General features: G+C 71.1%; 18 protein-coding genes. 5 read left to right on the top strand and 13 right to left on the bottom strand.

The genetic code is table 11. The features are described from left to right. The first annotated feature begins 101 nt into the window (after positions 1-101). Positions 102-656, top strand: coding sequence for a GNAT family N-acetyltransferase (locus L3Q67_RS34355; protein WP_499185567.1), 555 nt, complete (start codon positions 102-104; stop codon positions 654-656). A gap of 4 nt (positions 657-660) precedes the next feature. On the opposite strand, the gene L3Q67_RS34360 is transcribed toward L3Q67_RS34355, so the two are convergent. Continuing rightward, positions 661-1,275, bottom strand: coding sequence for a TetR/AcrR family transcriptional regulator (locus L3Q67_RS34360; RefSeq protein WP_499185568.1), 615 nt, complete (start codon positions 1,273-1,275; stop codon positions 661-663). A 65-nt stretch (positions 1,276-1,340) separates the two neighbouring features. On the opposite strand from L3Q67_RS34360, the gene L3Q67_RS34365 reads away from it, so the two are divergent. Continuing rightward, the gene (locus tag L3Q67_RS34365) at positions 1,341-2,099 is read left to right on the top strand and encodes an SDR family NAD(P)-dependent oxidoreductase (RefSeq protein ID WP_499185569.1); all 759 of its coding nucleotides are present in this window, start codon (positions 1,341-1,343) and stop codon (positions 2,097-2,099) included. Here L3Q67_RS34365 and L3Q67_RS34370 read toward each other — a convergent pair. Continuing rightward, positions 2,088-2,549, bottom strand: coding sequence for a DUF4383 domain-containing protein (locus L3Q67_RS34370; RefSeq protein WP_499185570.1), 462 nt, complete (start codon positions 2,547-2,549; stop codon positions 2,088-2,090). The genes L3Q67_RS34365 and L3Q67_RS34370 overlap by 12 nt on opposite strands. 53 nt (positions 2,550-2,602) lie before the next feature. Between L3Q67_RS34370 and L3Q67_RS34375 the strand changes: the two genes are divergently transcribed. From L3Q67_RS34375 to L3Q67_RS34385, 3 genes are read left to right on the top strand one after another with little or no spacing between them, the layout of a single operon-like run. Next, positions 2,603-3,439 (top strand): exonuclease/endonuclease/phosphatase family protein, encoded by an 837-nt coding sequence (locus L3Q67_RS34375; RefSeq protein WP_499185571.1) that lies wholly within the window; start codon positions 2,603-2,605, stop codon positions 3,437-3,439. 11 nt (positions 3,440-3,450) lie between these two features. After that, positions 3,451-4,347 carry a LysR family transcriptional regulator gene (locus tag L3Q67_RS34380; protein WP_499185572.1) on the top strand — a complete coding sequence of 299 codons (897 nt, stop codon included), beginning with the start codon at positions 3,451-3,453 and terminating at the stop codon, positions 4,345-4,347. Positions 4,348-4,379: 32 nt separating this feature from the next. After that, positions 4,380-5,150: a DUF899 domain-containing protein gene (locus L3Q67_RS34385; protein ID WP_499185573.1), complete on the top strand. Its 771-nt coding sequence runs from the start codon at positions 4,380-4,382 to the stop codon at positions 5,148-5,150. Between the two features lie 67 nt (positions 5,151-5,217). Here L3Q67_RS34385 and L3Q67_RS34390 read toward each other — a convergent pair whose 3' ends face one another. From L3Q67_RS34390 to L3Q67_RS34440, 11 genes are all read right to left on the bottom strand, one after another. After that, complete coding sequence (locus L3Q67_RS34390; RefSeq protein ID WP_499185574.1) at positions 5,218-6,144, bottom strand: helix-turn-helix transcriptional regulator; 927 nt, start codon at positions 6,142-6,144, stop codon at positions 5,218-5,220. A gap of 18 nt (positions 6,145-6,162) precedes the next feature. After that, the gene (locus L3Q67_RS34395) at positions 6,163-6,456 is read right to left on the bottom strand and encodes a DUF1905 domain-containing protein (protein ID WP_499185575.1); all 294 of its coding nucleotides are present in this window, start codon (positions 6,454-6,456) and stop codon (positions 6,163-6,165) included. A gap of 49 nt (positions 6,457-6,505) precedes the next feature. Continuing rightward, positions 6,506-8,359: a metallophosphoesterase family protein gene (locus L3Q67_RS34400; RefSeq protein WP_499185576.1), complete on the bottom strand. Its 1,854-nt coding sequence runs from the start codon at positions 8,357-8,359 to the stop codon at positions 6,506-6,508. Between the two features lie 139 nt (positions 8,360-8,498). Beyond that, on the bottom strand, positions 8,499-8,876 hold the full coding sequence (locus L3Q67_RS34405; protein ID WP_499185577.1) for a hypothetical protein: 378 nt from the start codon (positions 8,874-8,876) through the stop codon (positions 8,499-8,501). Beyond that, positions 8,873-10,036, bottom strand: a complete 1,164-nt coding sequence (locus L3Q67_RS34410; protein ID WP_499185578.1) for an AbeC-like domain-containing protein — start codon at positions 10,034-10,036, stop codon at positions 8,873-8,875. The genes L3Q67_RS34405 and L3Q67_RS34410 overlap by 4 nt, the downstream gene beginning before the upstream one ends. A gap of 63 nt (positions 10,037-10,099) precedes the next feature. Beyond that, on the bottom strand, positions 10,100-10,558 hold the full coding sequence (locus tag L3Q67_RS34415; protein WP_499185579.1) for a hypothetical protein: 459 nt from the start codon (positions 10,556-10,558) through the stop codon (positions 10,100-10,102). Positions 10,559-11,217: 659 nt separating this feature from the next. Then, a complete protein-coding gene (locus tag L3Q67_RS34420; RefSeq protein WP_499185580.1) occupies positions 11,218-11,652 on the bottom strand; it encodes a MarR family winged helix-turn-helix transcriptional regulator in 435 nt (144 codons plus the stop codon). Positions 11,653-11,699: 47 nt separating this feature from the next. Further along, the gene (locus L3Q67_RS34425; RefSeq protein WP_499185581.1) at positions 11,700-13,190 is read right to left on the bottom strand and encodes an acyl-CoA synthetase; all 1,491 of its coding nucleotides are present in this window, start codon (positions 13,188-13,190) and stop codon (positions 11,700-11,702) included. Continuing rightward, positions 13,190-14,050: a p-hydroxycinnamoyl CoA hydratase/lyase gene (locus tag L3Q67_RS34430; protein WP_209667210.1), complete on the bottom strand. Its 861-nt coding sequence runs from the start codon at positions 14,048-14,050 to the stop codon at positions 13,190-13,192. The genes L3Q67_RS34425 and L3Q67_RS34430 overlap by 1 nt, the downstream gene beginning before the upstream one ends. A 30-nt stretch (positions 14,051-14,080) precedes the next feature. Continuing rightward, on the bottom strand, positions 14,081-15,535 hold the full coding sequence (locus tag L3Q67_RS34435) for a benzaldehyde dehydrogenase (protein WP_499185582.1): 1,455 nt from the start codon (positions 15,533-15,535) through the stop codon (positions 14,081-14,083). 136 nt (positions 15,536-15,671) lie between these two features. Further along, positions 15,672-16,649 (bottom strand): PaaX family transcriptional regulator, encoded by a 978-nt coding sequence (locus L3Q67_RS34440; RefSeq protein WP_499185583.1) that lies wholly within the window; start codon positions 16,647-16,649, stop codon positions 15,672-15,674. Positions 16,650-16,653: the final 4 nt, after the last annotated feature.

Genomic DNA, 16,653 nt, shown 5'->3' on the forward strand with positions numbered 1-16,653 from the left:
AAACGATTCACTCCGGCATCCGACGCTATGTGAGCCAGATCACGACAGTCAATACTCGTGGTGCGGCCGGTTCCGGACAGGTGCGGTGGAACGGTCGGGGCATGTACTCGATTCCGCTGGGGGACGCCGAGCTCGGCCCGCTCGAGCCGTGGCACGCTGAAGAGTTCCTCGCCAACATCGACCGCGGCCGGGAGTTCATCGGCCGGTACGTCGGCCTGCCGGACCTGGTCACGGATCTGGCATCCAGCCGCGCCTACCTCCAGTCGTACGCGGACAAGGCCGCGAACGACACCGGCAGGCTCTACGGCATCCGCCGCGGCGGCACGCTCGTCGGCGGTGTGCTCTTCCGGACGATGGACCTCACGCAGGGCATCGCCGAAGCCGGATGCTGGCTCGAGCCCTCGGCGGTGGGCAAGGGGCTGGTGACCAAGGCGGCGCGGGTGCTCATCGACTGGGCCATCGAGCAGCGCGGCATCCACCGCGTCGAATGGCGGGCCGCGTCGGAGAACGAAGCCAGCATCGCGGTCGCCCGCCGGCTCGGCATGCGGCGCGACGGCGTGCTCCGGGAGTACACCCTGCACCGCGGCGAGCGCTTCGACCTCGAAGTCTGGTCTGTGCTGGCGCCGGAATGGTGGACTCAAAGCGCGGCTGAATAGGTCGTTATACACCTGACTCGGTGTCGAAGGCCCGCATCGCGGTCTGCAGCGCCTCCCGGACCACCACGGCGAGATCGCTCCAGTCGGCCCGCCCACCTTCGGCGTAGTGCTCGACGGCCGCGCGAACCGCGCCGTTCACCATCGCGGCCAGCACGCGGGGCCGCAGATCCCCGGGGGGCCTGCCGATCGAGCGCGCGATCGTCTCGGCGAACACCAGCTCCGCGTCGTTGTGCGCGCGCAGCCAGACCGCCCGCAACCCCGCCTCTTCCTGGGCCAGTCGCACGAGCGAGACCATCGTGGGCACCTCGGCGACCGTCGCGCGCGCCGCCTCGTCGAAGGCCGCCGCGATGTCCTCCCCCGGCCGCCACTCGCTCAGCACCCCGGCCAGCAGGTCGATCCCGGCGGTCAGCAGCGGCTGGACGCTGTCCTCCTTGCCGGTGGCGTAGCGCCAGAACGTGCGCACCGAGATACCCGCGTCCGCCGCGACGTCCTCGACCGAAGTGGCCGCGACCCCGCGCGTGGTGAACAACCGCACCGCCGCACGCGCGATCTCCAGGCGCGTCTCCGCCTTGCGCCGCTCGGTGAGCGGCGGCCGCCCCAGCGTGCTCCGGTCCACCACGGGCCCAGCCTACTATCTGGCACACTGTGCCTTAAATGTCACGACGCGCCAGAAAGTAGGTCTCCATGAGCGGACTCGAGCACAGCAGCGTGATCGTCACCGGCGCGGCGGCGGGAATCGGCCGTGCGGCCGCGCTCCGCTTCGCCGCGGAAGGCGCCAGGGTGGTGGTCGCCGACCTCAACACCGAAGGCGCCGAAGCGGTGGTCGCGGAGATCACCGGCTCGGGCGGCACCGCCGTAGCTGCCGTGGGCGACCTGAGCGACCAGGCCGTGGTGGACCGGGTCACCGCGACCGCCGTGGAGTCGTTCGGCGGCATCGACGTGCTGGTGAACAACGCGGGGATCATGGACGCGATGACCGCGGCCGCCGATGTCACCGACGAGGAGTGGGAGCGGGTGCTGCGGATCAACCTGACCGCGCCGTTCCTGCTGAGCCGGGCGGTCCTCCCCCACCTGCTGGAGCGCGGGAAGGGCGCCATCGTCAACACCGCGTCGGAGGCGGCGCTGCGCGGCAGCGCCGCCGGTACCGCCTACACCGTGTCGAAGCACGGCATCGTCGGGCTCACCAAGTCGCTGGCGATCATGTACCGCGACTCCGGCATCCGCACGAACGCCATCGCCCCCGGCGCGACCATGACCGCCATCGCCACCCAGCTGCCCCGCGAAGGCCACGGCCCGTCCGCGCTCGGCCCCTATCTGGGCAACTTCGGCCGGATCTCCGACCCCGCCGAGCAGGCCGAGGTGATCTTCTTCCTCGCCTCCGACGCCGCGAGCAACCTGAACGGCGTGATCCTGCCGGTGGACAACGGGTGGTCAGCGGTCTGAGTCGGCGTCGACCGGGTCGCGCGGGTATTCGCCCTTGGCCCGTTCGAGCACCGTGCCGAGCACGCCGAACGCGATCATCCCCACGCCGAGGCCGAGGTGCAGCCAGTTGTCGGCGTTGTTGAGCGGGATGAAGTTCGCCGGGCTCTCGTCGTCCAGCGCCACCCCGTAGATCCACAGCACCACGTACAGGCCACCGCCGATCATCAGGAACGCGCGAGCCGGGCCGGGCGCGAAGAACGCGGCGATGCCGAGCACGCCGAAGAGCAGGTGCACCAGATTGTGCAGCACCGAGACCTGGAACGCGCCGAACAGCTCCGCTTCGGAGTGCGGGCCGGCGAAGTGGAGGTCACCGCCGGTGATGCCGGGGAGGAACCCCAGCAGTCCCACCACCAGGAAGACGATGCCGACGAGCAGGGCGAGAACCTGGATCGGGCGACGTGAAGTACGCATTTTCGATTGCCTCCAGTTCGGTCCACCCCGCTGTACCCGATACGTTCGCCTTCATGCGGGTAATGACGTTCAACGCGCTGACGCCCGAACTCGCGGACTGGCCGCGCCGCCGCGACGTCATCGCCGAGGGCATCCGCGCGCTGGCACCCGACCTGATCACGCTGCAGGAAGTGGACGACGACATCGTCGAACTGCTCGGGCCGGGATGGCACTTCGCCTGGCATTCCGGCCGGGACGACGGCGTCGGCGCGGTCGCCGCGAGCCGGTGGCCGCTGGGCGCGGTGCACGAACTGGACCAGCGACCGGCGGGCCGGGAAGTCCGCTCCGCCTGGTGCGCCACGGTCGCCGCCGAGGTGCTGGCGCCATCACCGTTCTGGCTGGTGCACCACAAACCGAGCTGGCCCTACGGTTACGAAGCCGAGCGCGAGCGGCAGGCGGTGGCCGCGGCGCGGTTCGTCGAGCGGCTGGCGCCCGACCCGGCCACCACCGTCGTGCTCGCCGGTGACTTCGACGCCGAACCGGACTCCGCGAGCGTCCGCTTCTGGACCGGCAGGCAATCGCTCGACGGCATGAGCACCTGTTATGCCGACGCCTGGCGCGCCCAGCATCCGGACGACGCCGGGCACACCTTCTCCCCGGACAACGTCCTCGTGCGCGACGGGGACATGCCTGCCGAGGCGGGCCGGCGCATCGACTACGTGATGCTGCGCGCCGGGATCCACGGCCCGCCGCTGGCCGTCGCGGACTGCCGCCGCGTATTCACCGAGCCGGTCGGCGGCGTGCAGGCGAGCGACCACTACGGCGTCTTCGCCGAGTTCACCGCCGTACCGCACCGCCCGGGTGACCTGACCGCGTTGAGAAGTCACAAAGCTGGTTCCCCGCAGAGCTAGAATCCTCGCTCATGGAGCTGAGGCAGCTGGAGTACTTCGTCGCGGTCGCCGAGGAGCGGAACTTCACGCGTGCGGCCGAGCGGGTGCACATCAGCCAGTCCGGGGTCAGCGCCCAGATCCGCCAGCTCGAACGGGAGCTGGGCGCCGAGTTGTTCGACCGGTCCGCCCGCACGGCCACGCTCACCGTCGCCGGCAAGGCCGCGCTCGAACACGCCCGTACCGCGCTCGCCGCGGCCGGTTCCCTCAGCCAGGCGGTCGGCGAGGTCACCGACCTGATCCGCGGCAGGCTGACGATCGGCATGGTGATCGGCTGCACCGTCACTCCCCTGTTCGACGCGCTCGCCGCTTTCCACCGCGCCCACCCCGGCGTCGAACTCTCGCTACTGGAGGACAACTCCGACCGGCTCGTCGACGGGGTCCGTGACGGCACCCTCGATCTCGCGCTCGTCGGTACCGCGGTCGCCACCCCGGCCGGGCTCGACGCGCTCACCATCGTCAGCGACCGGCTGGTCGCGGTCGTCCCGGAAGACCACCCGCTCGCGCAGGCCCCGCGAGTCGGGCTGCGGGAACTGGTCGAGCACCCGCTCATCTGCATGCCACCCGGCACCGGTCTGCGCACGGTCTTCGACCGGGCCTGCGCGGCCCAGGACCTCCACCCCGCCATCGGCCTGCAGGCCAGCGCCGCCGACGCGATCGCCGATCTCGCCGCGCGCGGGCTCGGGGTCGCCGTGCTGAGCGAGTCGATGGCCGCGGGCTACCGCGACCGCCTGACCGCCCGCCTCCTCGACGACGTCGACGTCCCGGCGCTGCTGGCGCTGGTCTGGAAGGGCACGAGCAGCCCCGCCCTCCGCGAACTGCTCCGGCACAGCAGGCAGGCGTTCTCCTTCAGCGATGTCGAAACGGCGTGAGTGCGTTCGTTGAGTTCGTGAAGGAGGTCATCATGACAAACGCACCTGGCCGCCCGCCCGTGGTCGATCGGTTCACCTGGCAGACCGCCCGAGACGAGCTGTTGCTCCGCGAAAAGGCCCATACCCGCGAGGGTGACGCCATCGCCGCGGCTCGGCGCCGCCTGCCGATGGTGGAGTTCGACGGAACGGTCGAAATCGTCGGACCCGCCGGGCCGGTCCCGTTCCTGGACCTGTTCCAAGGCCGCGACGAACTCGTGGTCTACAAACACATGTGGCACGACGGTGTACCGCACCACGGGCAGTGCCCCGGCTGCACCACCACCGCCTGGCACGCGAGGGACGCGGTCTACCTCAACGCACGCGGCGTCTCGTTCGCCATCCTGACCACGGGCCCGTGGGACGAAGTGGCGCCCTTCGTCGAATTCATGGGCTACACCGAGCCCTGGTATTCGGTGCGCGGCCTGGACGAGCCGGTCGGCGGCGACATGGGGTACATCACCTGCTTCCTGCGTGACGGCGACCGCGTGTTCCTCACCTACTCCACGACGGCCCGCGGCAACGAGCCGGCCAACGGCTCCCTGGGTCTGCTGGACATGACGCCCTACGGCCGCGGCGAAGCGTGGGAGGACAAGCCCGGCGGCTGGCCGGAGGGCCGTGCGTCGTGCTGGTTCTGGAGTTCGGACGCGGACGGGAACGCCACCTGGGGCGCGACCGGCCGTCCCGTTCCACAATGGACCCGCCCCGGCGCGACGCGGGTGGAATCCCCCGTGCGGCACTTCGGACACCCGGTCAAGGCGGATTGAAAAGTCGGTGGCCGTGCTCCGTAGCGGCCAGGTGCGCTAACGCATCAAAGCGACGCTGAATAGGTCGTTATACACTTGACGTGGCCTGCGCGGCCCGTGCCGCGAGCAGGCGGGTTTGCTCGATCAACTCGGGCGGCCCCTCCACCTCGTACGGCACCCCGACCGCGGCGACGGCCACCGCCAGCCACGCCCAGTCGTCGGTGCCGGTGACGTAACGGCAGGCCCCGTCGTCGAGCGGGGTGAGCGCTCCGGCTTCGGCGCGGAGGTGTTCGGCGACCGTCTCGACCGGGGCCTCGAAGCGGATCGCCGCTCCCCCGGTGCCGCCGGCGAACATCGTCACGCCGTCGGCCGGCAGCTCGCGCGGGCGGAAGGTGGTGCCCGGCACCGCCACCGCCGAGATCCGGTCGAGCCGGAACGTGCGCCAGGCCGAGCGGTCGCGGTCGTGGCCCAGCAGGTACCAGCGGCGGCCGAGCAGCACCTGGCGGTACGGCTCGACGCGGCGCCGCGAACGGGCACCGTCGCGGTCGACGTACTCGAACTCCACGTGCTGGTGCGCGGTCGCGGCGGTGGCCAGGGCCGCGACCACGGCCGAATCGGCTCCCGCCACCGGTCGCGTGCCTTCGGTCGCCGCGGAGATCGCCTCGGTCCGGTGGCGGAGGCGCCGCGGCAACGCCTGTTCCAGCTTGCGAAGCGCGCTCCCGGCTCCCGGATCGCCGGTGGCCAGCGCGGCGAACCGCAGGCCGACCACCGCGGCCACCGCCTCGTCGTCGGTGAACATCAGCGGGGGCAGCGCGCGCCCGGCCACCAGCCGGTAGCTCCCGCCCGGCCCCCGCTCCGACCGCACCGGATACCCGAGTTCCCGCAACCGGTCGAGGTCCCGCCGCAGCGTGCGCGGGGACGCGCCGAGGCGCTCGGCGAGTTCGGCACCCGGCCAGTCGCGGCCGCTCTGCAGCAGCGACAGCAGTTCCAGCATGCGTTCACCCGGCCCGGACATGCCGAGCAGGATAGTGAGTCACCCGCGGCGGAGGACGCGTTCGGTGAGCGTGACGGTGACCTCCTCCCCCGCCTGCTTGCCGATCGCCTTGCGGACCTCCGCGCGGACGGGCAGCTTGTGCCGCCCGTCGCCGAGGGGCATGAAGGCGCTCTCGAAGGGGTGCCCGTCGATGGTGCCGCGGACCTTGACCAGGCCCCGCGTGCCGAAGTGGGCCGCGGAGCCCGGCCAGACCAGGTACGTGTGCCCGCCCTTCGCGGGGCTCTTCTCCAGGGTCGCGGTGAAGCGCTGGTCCAGCTCGCTGGTTTGGTTCATCATGCTGGTTGTACGCGGCCCGCTTCCCGATTTCGACACCGGACGCGGATCAATTTCGCAGGAATTGTTCCGGCCGCAGCGCCCGCGCCACCACGCGCGTGTCCCCCACCCAGCCGTAGAAGCCGTGCCCGTAGGACAGCGCGAACTGCGTCGCGCCGATGACGAACGGCTTGCCGAGCGTGGCGATGCCGCGTGACTCCGCCGAAGCGTTGCGGGCGATCGGCGAGCCGTCGACGTACACCGTGGTGCGGCGGGCGTCGTTCACCACCGCCACGTGCGTCCACCGGCCGGTCGGCAGCGCGTGGCTCCACGAGGTCGGGTCCGCGTCGGTGTGCTTCGGGTAGACCACGAACTGCAGGAACCGCTCGCCCGAAAGGTTCAGGCTGCACGTCGGTTCCTCGGGTGACCACCCGCTCTTCTTGCCCGCGTCCCCGGCGCGGCCTTCCCAGCTGAGGATGCCCATGAACGCGTGGTCGCCGGTGAACGGCTCGGGCAGCTTGATGAAGGTCTCGATGGTGTAGCCGTCCAGGAACGGCATGCCGTTGATCGGCGCGCCCGGCCCGGTTCGCAGCACCGCCCCGCGGTTCGGCGACTTCCCGCCGTCGAAGCGGAGGCTGGCGTGCGCGGGCTGCCCGTCGTGGTGTTCGGCGGACCAGGTGAGCACCTCGGGCGCGCTGCCGTGCAACCGCTCGGCACGCAGGTCGTTGCCCTGCCCGGTGAGGTCGCGCGCGACGGTGCCCGGTGCCACCGGCGAGCCGTCCGGCCCCGGCGAGGTACCCGCCGCGTCGAAGCGCCAGTACGCGACCGTGCCGGGCACCAGCACCGCCGACGGCGGGCGCGGCGGCGGCACCACCGGCGGCGCGAACGCGGCGAACCGCCGGTCGAAGTCGATCTCGACGCTGAACCGCTCGACGTCACCGCTCAGCTCGACGTGCTCGGCCTGCAACGCGCTGCGCTGCTCCGGCCGCTGACCCAGCAGCCACGGCGAGAAGGTCTCGACGTCGATCACGTTGCGCGCCAGGTCGAACCGGTAGTACCGCAGCATCCCGGCGCCGCCGTAGTACCGGTCCTGGTAGTTCGTGATGTGCACGTGGACGGGGTTGCCCGCGTCGTTGGTCAGCGTGGTGCGCCCGCACGGCCAGTAGTGCCCGTTCAGCGTCAGGAAGATCTGGTCGTTGCCGCGGATCAGGCGGTTCCACAGCAGGTCGCCGTAACCCGACAGCGCCGCGCGGCCCTGCTCGTCGGCCGAGGCGATTTCGTGCGTGGTCAGGATCGCGGGCAGCGTGGGGTGCTGATCCAGGACGCCCTGCGCCCACGCGATGCCGCGCTCGGAGATCCGCCAGTCGAGCGCGAGCACCAGCCACTGCCTGCCGCCGCCGGTGAGCACGTGGAAGCTGTGGTAGCCGTCCGGCGACGAGCCGCCGTAGGTGGGCATCCGGCGGAACCGGTCCGGGCCGAAGGTGCGCAGGTACGGGGTGGCGCCGCGCTGGTCGTCCCCGGAGACGTCGTGGTTCCCGGCGAGCACGCTGTAGGGCAGGCGCCCGTCGATCGTGCGGAAGACCTCGTCGGCGGACCGCATCTCCGCCTCCGTGCCGTGCTCGGTGACGTCGCCGAGGTGGGCCATGAAGACGATGTTGTCCTCGCGGCGCTTGCGCAGGAGGAACATCAGCGTCTCGCGCACCGGGCCGGGGTCGGAGCCGCCTTCGTCGAACAGGTACTGCGTGTCCGGCAGCACGGCGAGGGTGAATCGCGGGTCCTGCGGGTCCACCGGCCCGGCCGGTTCCGCCGCCTGCGCGACGCCACCGGGCCACAACGCCGACGAAACCGCTACAGCGGCGGGTGCGCCGACCGCGGCGCGCAACAGCGAGCGGCGCCCAAGGTGACGCGGGGTGGTCTCGTCCACGGTTCCTCCAAGATCGGGTTCGCCGGGACAGCGTTCACCCGTTCGCTGGACTCTTCGTGACGCAGAGTCAAACCACCGACGAACAACCGTGACACGAATGGCTCTCGCAACGAGACCGCGCGAAGCACCGTCACGAGCCTCAGCCGAAGAGCTTCTCGATGTGGCCCGAGATGGCGACCACCAGCGGCGCGAACTGCACAGCGCCGACGAGCAGCGACCGGACCTTCTCCCACCGGCTCTTCGCCACCGCGGCGTTCACCTCGGCCGCGGCTCCCCGGTCACGCAACGCACGGACGTCATCGGTCAGGTCCATGAGACTGTCCTCGACCACCTCTCGTCCGCGCAGGCCGGCCTGGCCGACCCCGACCCGCAGCTGTTCGAGCAAGGCGATCAGTTGATCCGGGACCACCTGGGGGTCACCGCCGACCGCGATCACCCCGTCGATGCGGCCCGCCTGGACGATCGGAGCGGTGCTGTCCCCGCCGATGTCGATCCGGTTGTGGAAGCGCTCGCTCATCGGTTCGCCCCGTTCTTCGATTCCCCGGGCTTTTCGCTGCCGCGCGCCCAGATCGAGCCGTCGTTGCGCCCGCTCTGCACGATCGGCGCGTGGTTCGGCCCGTGGATGTTCACGCCGTTGTTGACCACCACGGACGCCTGCTGCTCGAACGTGGCCGCGGAGTAGCCCGCCGCCCGCAGCATCCGGCTGATCGTCGGCAGGATCCGGCTGTCCAGGATCTTGTCGTAGCGCTCCACGTCGAGGAGCTGGAAGTACTCGGAAAGAGAACCTGCGGCCAGCTCCCGCAGGCTCTTCGACGCACCGTAGCGCTCGGGGTCCAGTACCCCCGCCTCCCGCTTGGGCCGCGGGATCCACGAACAGAGGTTCCAGACGCGCGCGGGCATGGTTGCGGGCAACTTGAGCCAGTCCAGCAGCGCCTGTCTCACCGGGACGAAGGAGCCGGCTCGCATCTGGTCCACCGAGCGGTACTCGGGGCGGAGCGGGGTCAGCACGCACGGCGTCCACTCGAGGTACAGCGTGCTGTCGCAGACCGCGACGTGCAGGTAGAAGGTGAGCACCAGGTCGCGGTCCCAGGTCTCGACCTGGGCGCACAGGTAGTACCGAGCCCACTCCCGTGGCGCCAGCCGCACGCGGTCCAGCTCTTCCCGGTCCAGGAAGCTGTTCGGCGGCGCGTCCGGATCCGGCAGGTAGGGCACCGCCTGCGAGGTGTGGAAGTGGTCGACGAGTTCGGCGGCGGGCACGAAGACCGTTTCGCCGACCCGCAGCTCCCGGAACCGGTTGTCCGGGGACAGTTCCGAGCTTCCGCGGAGCTCCTCGATCGCCCGGCGGATCCCGTCGTACACCGACGCCGTGCTGAGCGGATCGGCACCGTCGCGCTCCTCCTCGGGCAGGCGCTCCAGGGGGATCGCCATCGACCACGGATCCCGCAGCGCTCCTGAACCGACGAACGGGTGATACCCCCGATAGACCACCAGTGGCGCGGCGTCGCCACCAGGCGCCTGCTGGTGGTACCGCCGCATCTGGCCGTCGTAGAAGCCGCCGAACAACTCCGCCCCTGGCGCGCGCCCGGTGTCCCGCGCGCCGCGGCTGAACTTCGCAACGAGCAGGTGCCAGGTCGACCACCGCTGGGCGACCAGTACGCCCAGCCCGGCCAAGGCCATCAGCAGGCCGACGAGGATCTGGACCGTGTCGTCGTCCGCGGCCCGGCTGGTGGATCTCGAAGCCTAAGGCCCGTCGAAAAGTGCCGTCATCAACTCGGTTTCGAGGACGAACGGGACCAAGGCGACGGCCAGCACCCCGACCACCACCCGCGGGGAGATCTTCGGTCCGTCCTGGGCGGCGCGGCGCACGAAGTCGACCGCGGCCACCACCAGCGCGAGCACGATCCACCCGATGAGCAGTACGGTCCCCCAGCTCACCACCAAGAAGATCAGCATCGCCAGGCAGGCGAGCCCGTCGAAGAGCTTGCTCCTGGCCCGTGCTTGCACGGCCTCGCCGAGCACCCTGGCGGCGTCGACCCCCGGCGACGGCGGCACCGCACGCGTCGGCTCGACGAGGTACTCCTTGAGCGCGGCGTTGGCGTACCCGGGGTCGAGGTGGGCCGCGGCGCAGAGGTACCTCGTGGTGTCGTCCGGCGCGGTCCACTGCGGAGCCGGTGGCGCGTATGTCCCGTGGTGGGTCATTATTTCCCTTTCTCGCCGATCACCCATCGACCGCCTCGTGCCCGCGCACATTGGTGCGAATCGATCCGTACAACTGACAATCGGGCCTTTTCGCGATCTTCCGTTCGTAATCCCCGGGGTAGGAGTAGATGTCGCTGGAATCTTTTCCCCGCCCGTTGCCACGGTCGGCGCGCTCGTGCTCGTCGGCACTGGAGTCGTTGCGGTGCTTGAATTCTGCCTTGGTGCCGCAGCGGATCAGACCGGTTCTTCGAACTCCCGTGACGCTGCCGGCTCGTGCATGGTGGGTCGAATACCGGCGGAGGAGCGTTACAAGTGCACGAAGACAGCACGCGGAAAACACCCAGTCGGGAAATGTCCACAGCCGAGCTCGCCGCCAGCCTGCTACTCGCGGTGGTCGTCGTGCGGTATCGGCGGGAACACTGGCGCACACAGGCAGGGCGTCTGCGTCCCACCGTGTGGCGCCAGGGCGTCTGATCACCACTCACCCGGCGGGCGCGGGTGCCGCATCGACTGCACGAGTGTGGAGTTCGGCTGCACGAACGTGGAGTTCGGCTGCCTGAACGTGGAGTTCGGCTGCACGAACGTGGAGTTCGGCTGCACGAACGTGGAGTTCGGCTGCCTGAACGTGGGGGTCGGCTGCGCGAGTGTTCTGGTGGGGGTTACGGCTCGGCGACGTGGTCGCTCAGGGCGGTGTAGCCGAGTTCCAGGCTTTGGCGGAACAGCGGGTGCTGCACGGCGGGGATCGCGGTGAGCAGGTCCTGTTCGATCGACTCGACGAGCGGGTCGCAGTCGTCCAGGAGGGCTTCCCCGGCGGGGGTGAGGCCGATCAGCAGCACCCGCCGGTTGGCCGGGTCGCGGGTGCGTTCGATGTGCCCGCGTTCCTCCAGCCAGCGCACCATCTCGTTCATCGTCTGCGGGGTGACGAACGAGCGGCGCGCCAGCTGCGCCGACGACAGTCCCCGCCGCCGGCGCAGGGCGGTCAGCGCGGTGAACTGCAGCGTGGTCAGCCCCTTCGGGCGCAGTGCCTCGTCCATCCGCGCGCGGATCGCCAGCTCCAGCCGCTTGACCAGGTAGAGGGTGAGCGGTTCCGCCATGGGTTGATCGTGCCCGGGCACCTCCGCCACCCGATCAGGTACCCGGGTCACGCGTACCCCGCCCGCAGTTCGGCCTTGCGGATCTTGCCGGAGCCGGTGCGCGGCAGCTCGTCGCGGAACTCGATGTACTTGGGCACCTTGTACCCGGCGAGCCGCTCGCGGAAGTGCGCGCGCAGCTCGTCAGCGGTCAGCCGCGCTTCCGGCCGCAGCACGACCACCGCGCGCGGCACCTCGCCCCACTTCGGGTCCGGGGCGCCGATCACCGCGCACAGCTCCACGTCCGGGTGGTCGCAGGCCGCGGCCTCCACCTCGGCGGGGTAGATGTTCTCCCCACCCGAGATGATCATGTCCTTGAGCCGGTCGACCACGGTGAAGTAGCCATCACCGTCCACTGTGGCCACATCACCGGAGTGCAGCCAGCCACCGGCCAGCGCCTGGTCGGTGTCCGCCGGGCGGTTCCAGTAGCCGAGCATGACGTTCGGCCCGCGCACCACGATCTCCCCGCGCCCACCGGGCGCCACCGGCTCACCGGCCGGGTCGACCACGCGCACGTCGGTGAAGAACGACGGCACCCCGGCGGACCCGGCTTTGGTGCGCACGGCCTCCGGATCGAGGATCAGCACCCCCGGCGCCGCTTCGGTCATGCCGTAGCCCTGCACGAAGGTGAGCCCGCGGTCCAGGTAGCGCCGGATGGTCGCGGGCGGCACCGGCGCGCCACCGCACAGCAGGGTCCGCACGCTGGACAGGTCGGCCGACGCCCAGCCCGGTTGCGCGGCCATCGCGTCGTACATCGCGGGCACGCCGAACAGCAGCGTGACCCGGTGCCGCTCGATCGCCGCCAGTGCCGCGGCCGGGTCGAACGCCTCCATCAGCACCGCGGTCCCGCCCTTGAGCAGGGTCGGCAGGCAGGTCATGCCCAGTGCGGCGGTGTGGAACAGCGGCGCGGCGATCAACGCCACCTCACCACCGGACAGATCGGACTCGACCAGCACGTTGACGCAGTTCCAGGTGAGGTTGCCGTGCGAGAGCACCGCGCCCTTCGGCTGTCCCGTGCTGCCGGAGGTGTACATGATCAGGCACGGATCGCCCAGCCCCACCGGTTCGTCCGCCGGGGCGGCTGCGCCGCGGGCGAACTCCTCGTAGGCCGCGCCGCCGACGACGAGGCGTTCCCGCAATGCCGGGGTGGCCGCGTCCACCAGCGGACCCGCCGTCTCCGTGTGCACCAGCACGGACACCCCGGCGTCGCCGAGCACGTACGCCAGTTCCGGCGCCGCCAGCCTGCTGTTGACCGGGACGAAGACCGCACCCAGTGATGCGGTGGCGAACAGGGTCTCGAGGTAGGCGGGGTGGTTCGGGCCGAGGTAGGCGACCCGGTCACCCCGCCGCACGCCGAGCGAGCGGAACCCCTGTGCCAGCGCGGCCGTCCGGGCGGCGAGCGCGGCGTAGGACAGCGACCGCTCGTCGTGCACCAGCGCGATCCGGTCCGGCGTCATCCGCGCCCGCCGCACCGGCCACGAGCCGAGGCCTTCGTCGCGCATCAGTCGTTCCGGTAGGCCGAAAGACCGGGCCGGTAGGCCTTTTCGTCGAGGAACTGGGTCATGCCCTTCTGGCGGCCGTGTTCCGGGTCGAGGAACTGCGACTGCTCCAGCTTGGCGTAGAGGTAGTCCTCGGCCTGCTCCCACGGCATGTCCTGGGCGATCTTGTAGCCCACCTTCGCCGCCCGCAGCACCACCGGGTTCATCGCGGCCAGCTTCGCCGCCAGTTCACGGGTGCGCTCGCGCAGCAGCTCGGCCGGCACCGCTTCGTTGACCAGCCGCATTTCCGCGGCCCGGCGGCCGTCGAACGGCTCGCCGGTCATGATGAAGTACAGCGCGTCCCGCTGGCTGACCGTCGCGGCCAGCGCCCGGCTGACCACCCCGCCCGGCGGGATGCCCCAGTTCACTTCGGACAGTCCATATTGGGCGTCCTCGGCGGAAATCGCCAGGTCGCAGGCGACGAGCGGGGTGAACGCGCCGCCGAAGCACCAGCCGTTGACCATCGCGATGGTCGGCTTCGACCAGGTGGACAGCCGCTTCCACTGCCATTCGGCACTGGCCCGGCGGACGCGGATCTGCACCGCCGGGTCACCCGACTCGTCCACCTCGCGGAAGTACTCGCGCAGGTCCATGCCCGCGGAGAAGGCTTCGCCCGCGCCGGTGAGCACCAGCACGCGGCAGCGCGGGTCACCTTCGAGCGCGTCGAGCGTGCGCACCATTTCGTCGTTGAGCGCCGGGTTCATCGCGTTGCGCTTCTCCGGGCGGTTGAGCGTGACCCAGGCGATGCCCTCGTCGAACTCGACGAGCACGTTCCGCCCCCAGGGCGTTTCGGCGGAGTCGCGGTCGGTGGCGGGTGCGGACATTGGTTTTCGGTCCTCTCTGGGAAAGCGTGCTCAGAACGGGTAGCGCGCGGATTCGGCGCGCACGGTGACCCACTGGGTTTCGGTGAAGGCGTCGACGTTCGCGCGGGCTCCCCCGACACGGCCGACACCGGAGGCGCCGACCCCGCCGAACGGCGCGGCCGGGTCGTCGTTCACCGTCTGGTCGTTGATGTGCACCAGCCCGCTGGGGATGCGGTCGGCCAGTGCCAGCCCGGCGGCCGGGTCGGCGGTGAGGATGCCCAGGCTCAGCCCGTATTCGGAGTCGGCGGCGAACTCCGCGGCTTCGTCGAGCGTGTCGAAGGGACGGACGCAGGCGACCGGGCCGAACACCTCTTCGGCGTAGGCCGGGATCGACGGGCCGCAGTCGGCGAGCACGGTCGGGCGGAAGAACGGCCCGTCCGCGGTGCCGCCCTGCACCAGCCGCGCCCCGGCGGCGACACTGCGGTCGACCAGGTCGCGCACCCGCGTCAGCTGGCCTTCGTCGATGATCGGGCCGAGGACGACCTCCTCGGTGAACGGATCACCGACGGGCAGCTGTTCGGCCTTCTTGCCGAGCAGTTCGACATAGCGGTCGTAGAGCGAGCGGTGCACCAGGTGCCTGCCCACGGCCATGCAGATCTGGCCCTGGTGCAGGAAACTGCCGAACGCGCCGCAGGACGCGGCCGCCTCCAGGTCGGCGTCCTCCAGCACCACCAGCGCGCTGTTGCCACCGAGTTCGAGGTGCGCGCGCTTGAGCAGTTCACCGGCACGGGCCCCGATGGCGCGCCCGGCGCGGGTCGACCCGGTGAACGAGAGGACCGGCACGCGCGGGTGCTCGACCAGCGCCTCCCCGGCCTCGGCGTCGCCGGGCAGGACCTGGAGGACCCCGGCGGGCAGCCCGGCCTCCTCGAAGATCCGCGCGATGACCACGCCACCGCAGACCGCGGTGCGCGGATCGGGCTTGACGATCACCGCGTTGCCGAGGGCGAGCGCCGGGGCGACCGAACGCATCGAGAGCAGCAGCGGGAAGTTGAACGGCGAGATGACCGCGACCACCCCGGCGGGCACCCGGCGTTCGAAGCTCATCCGGCCCGCCGAGGGCAGCAGTTCGCCGTAGGGGGCGGACGGCAGCGCGGCCGCCTGAACGCACTCCCCCGCGGAACCCTCGATCTCGATGCCCGCCTTCAGCCGGACCGAGCCCGACTCGCGGACCAGCCATTCGGCGATCGCGCCGGTGTGCTCGGCCAGCAGCCCGGCGGCACGCAGCAGCACCGCCGAACGCTCGGCGTGCGGGCGGGCGGCCCACTCACGCTGCGCGGGGATCGCGCGCTCCACGGCGACCGCGATGTCCGCGGCACCGGCGACACCGACCGAACCGAGGCTCGCCCCCGTGGCCGGTTCGCGCACCTCGCGGGTGCCGGACCCGCCGTCCGCCCACGTGCCGGTGAAGACCTTGCCGGACCACCGCGCGGGATCGAGGAACTCCACCCGAACCTCCTTGATCGGCCTTACTCAACATCATCAGGGTTCCTGATGAATGTCCGCACAGCCTGCGGCTTGGTCAAGGTTTTTGACAAGAGGTGGTGACCTGGGTCACGAAGAAACGCGCAGGATTCCTGATGGATCAGGATCCGCGGCGCAGATCGTCCAGTCGCCGCGCGCGCACGGCCCGCTCGAACGGCGTGTCCCCGTGCTCCTGGTCGCCGCCCAGTTCGGCGTAGAGCTCGGCGATGCGGGCGCTGTCGTGGTGCGAGGCGAGTTCGGCCAGGTCCGGGTCGGTTTCGGCGAGCACCTGCCGGAAGCGCGCCTCGGCGAGCGGGCCGAGCCGGTCGTAGATCTCCAGGAACAGCCGCTGCGCCTCGGCGCGGCACCAGCCGGGCGGCAGCATCACCGCGGGCAGGTCCGGGTCGCGCTCGGGGAACGCCCGCCAGTCCACGCGCAGCTCGGTGCGCGTGCGCAGCGCTTCGGCCGGGCTCACCCGGCCCGCCGTGAGGTGGGCAGGCAGCGACTCGTAGCGCTCGACGAACTCGCGGTACTGCCGGGCGAGCGGTTCGAGGTCGAACGCCGCGGCGGGACCCCCGGCCGCCGGGCCGCCGGGGACCTCGGCCGCACGCAGCACACTGCCGCGTTCGATGCCGAGTTCGGCGAGCAGCGCGATCGCGGGCTCGGCCAGGTCACGCGGGGAAACCCACAGGCCGTCGTAGAGCGCGGCGAGGCCGAGCACCCGCAAGCGGGACCGCAGCGCGGTGCGCACTTCGCGTTCCTGCTCGGGTACCGAGAACGCGACCACGGTCCACTGCCCGTCCCAGTCCGGCGCGGTGGCGCCGAAGGTGAGCATCCGGTGCGTGCGGCTGACGATCACCCCGCTGGTGCGCGGCGGGATGCCGTAGGCGGTGGTGCGCCCGCGGCGTGAGGTGGTCAGCAGGCCCTTCGCGGCCAGCCGCCGCATCGCCGCCCTGGCGTTGTCCGTGCCGATGCCGAACTCCGCGAGCAGCCGCACCAGCGCGGCGGACGGGATGTGCTCGTCGCGCCAGTACCAGTAGTCGCCCAGCAGCGAGGTCAGCAACAGCTGCGGTTCGGCCCGCTGCGGCGTGTCCGGCATCCGC

Origin of the sequence: Saccharothrix sp. AJ9571, from assembly GCF_021725495.1 — a bacterium.
In the GTDB taxonomy this organism is placed as follows: Bacteria; Actinomycetota; Actinomycetes; order Mycobacteriales; family Pseudonocardiaceae; genus Amycolatopsis; species Amycolatopsis magusensis.

Bases quoted from the DNA above. Each gene is read 5' to 3' on its own strand.
- L3Q67_RS34425 (WP_499185581.1), bottom strand. From the start codon at position 13,190: ATGCGCGACGAAGGCCTCGGCTCGTGGCCGGTGCGGCGGGCGCGGATG.
- L3Q67_RS34420 (WP_499185580.1), bottom strand. From the start codon at position 11,652: ATGGCGGAACCGCTCACCCTCTACCTGGTCAAGCGGCTGGAGCTGGCG.
- L3Q67_RS34440 (WP_499185583.1), bottom strand. From the start codon at position 16,649: ATGCCGGACACGCCGCAGCGGGCCGAACCGCAGCTGTTGCTGACCTCG.
- L3Q67_RS34410 (WP_499185578.1), bottom strand. From the start codon at position 10,036: ATGGCCTTGGCCGGGCTGGGCGTACTGGTCGCCCAGCGGTGGTCGACC.
- L3Q67_RS34355 (WP_499185567.1), top strand. From the start codon at position 102: ATGTACTCGATTCCGCTGGGGGACGCCGAGCTCGGCCCGCTCGAGCCG.
- L3Q67_RS34415 (WP_499185579.1), bottom strand. From the start codon at position 10,558: ATGACCCACCACGGGACATACGCGCCACCGGCTCCGCAGTGGACCGCG.
- L3Q67_RS34370 (WP_499185570.1), bottom strand. From the start codon at position 2,549: ATGCGTACTTCACGTCGCCCGATCCAGGTTCTCGCCCTGCTCGTCGGC.
- L3Q67_RS34365 (WP_499185569.1), top strand. From the start codon at position 1,341: ATGAGCGGACTCGAGCACAGCAGCGTGATCGTCACCGGCGCGGCGGCG.
- L3Q67_RS34405 (WP_499185577.1), bottom strand. From the start codon at position 8,876: ATGAGCGAGCGCTTCCACAACCGGATCGACATCGGCGGGGACAGCACC.
- L3Q67_RS34430 (WP_209667210.1), bottom strand. From the start codon at position 14,050: ATGTCCGCACCCGCCACCGACCGCGACTCCGCCGAAACGCCCTGGGGG.
- L3Q67_RS34385 (WP_499185573.1), top strand. From the start codon at position 4,380: ATGACAAACGCACCTGGCCGCCCGCCCGTGGTCGATCGGTTCACCTGG.
- L3Q67_RS34390 (WP_499185574.1), bottom strand. From the start codon at position 6,144: ATGTCCGGGCCGGGTGAACGCATGCTGGAACTGCTGTCGCTGCTGCAG.
- L3Q67_RS34375 (WP_499185571.1), top strand. From the start codon at position 2,603: ATGCGGGTAATGACGTTCAACGCGCTGACGCCCGAACTCGCGGACTGG.
- L3Q67_RS34380 (WP_499185572.1), top strand. From the start codon at position 3,451: ATGGAGCTGAGGCAGCTGGAGTACTTCGTCGCGGTCGCCGAGGAGCGG.
- L3Q67_RS34395 (WP_499185575.1), bottom strand. From the start codon at position 6,456: ATGAACCAAACCAGCGAGCTGGACCAGCGCTTCACCGCGACCCTGGAG.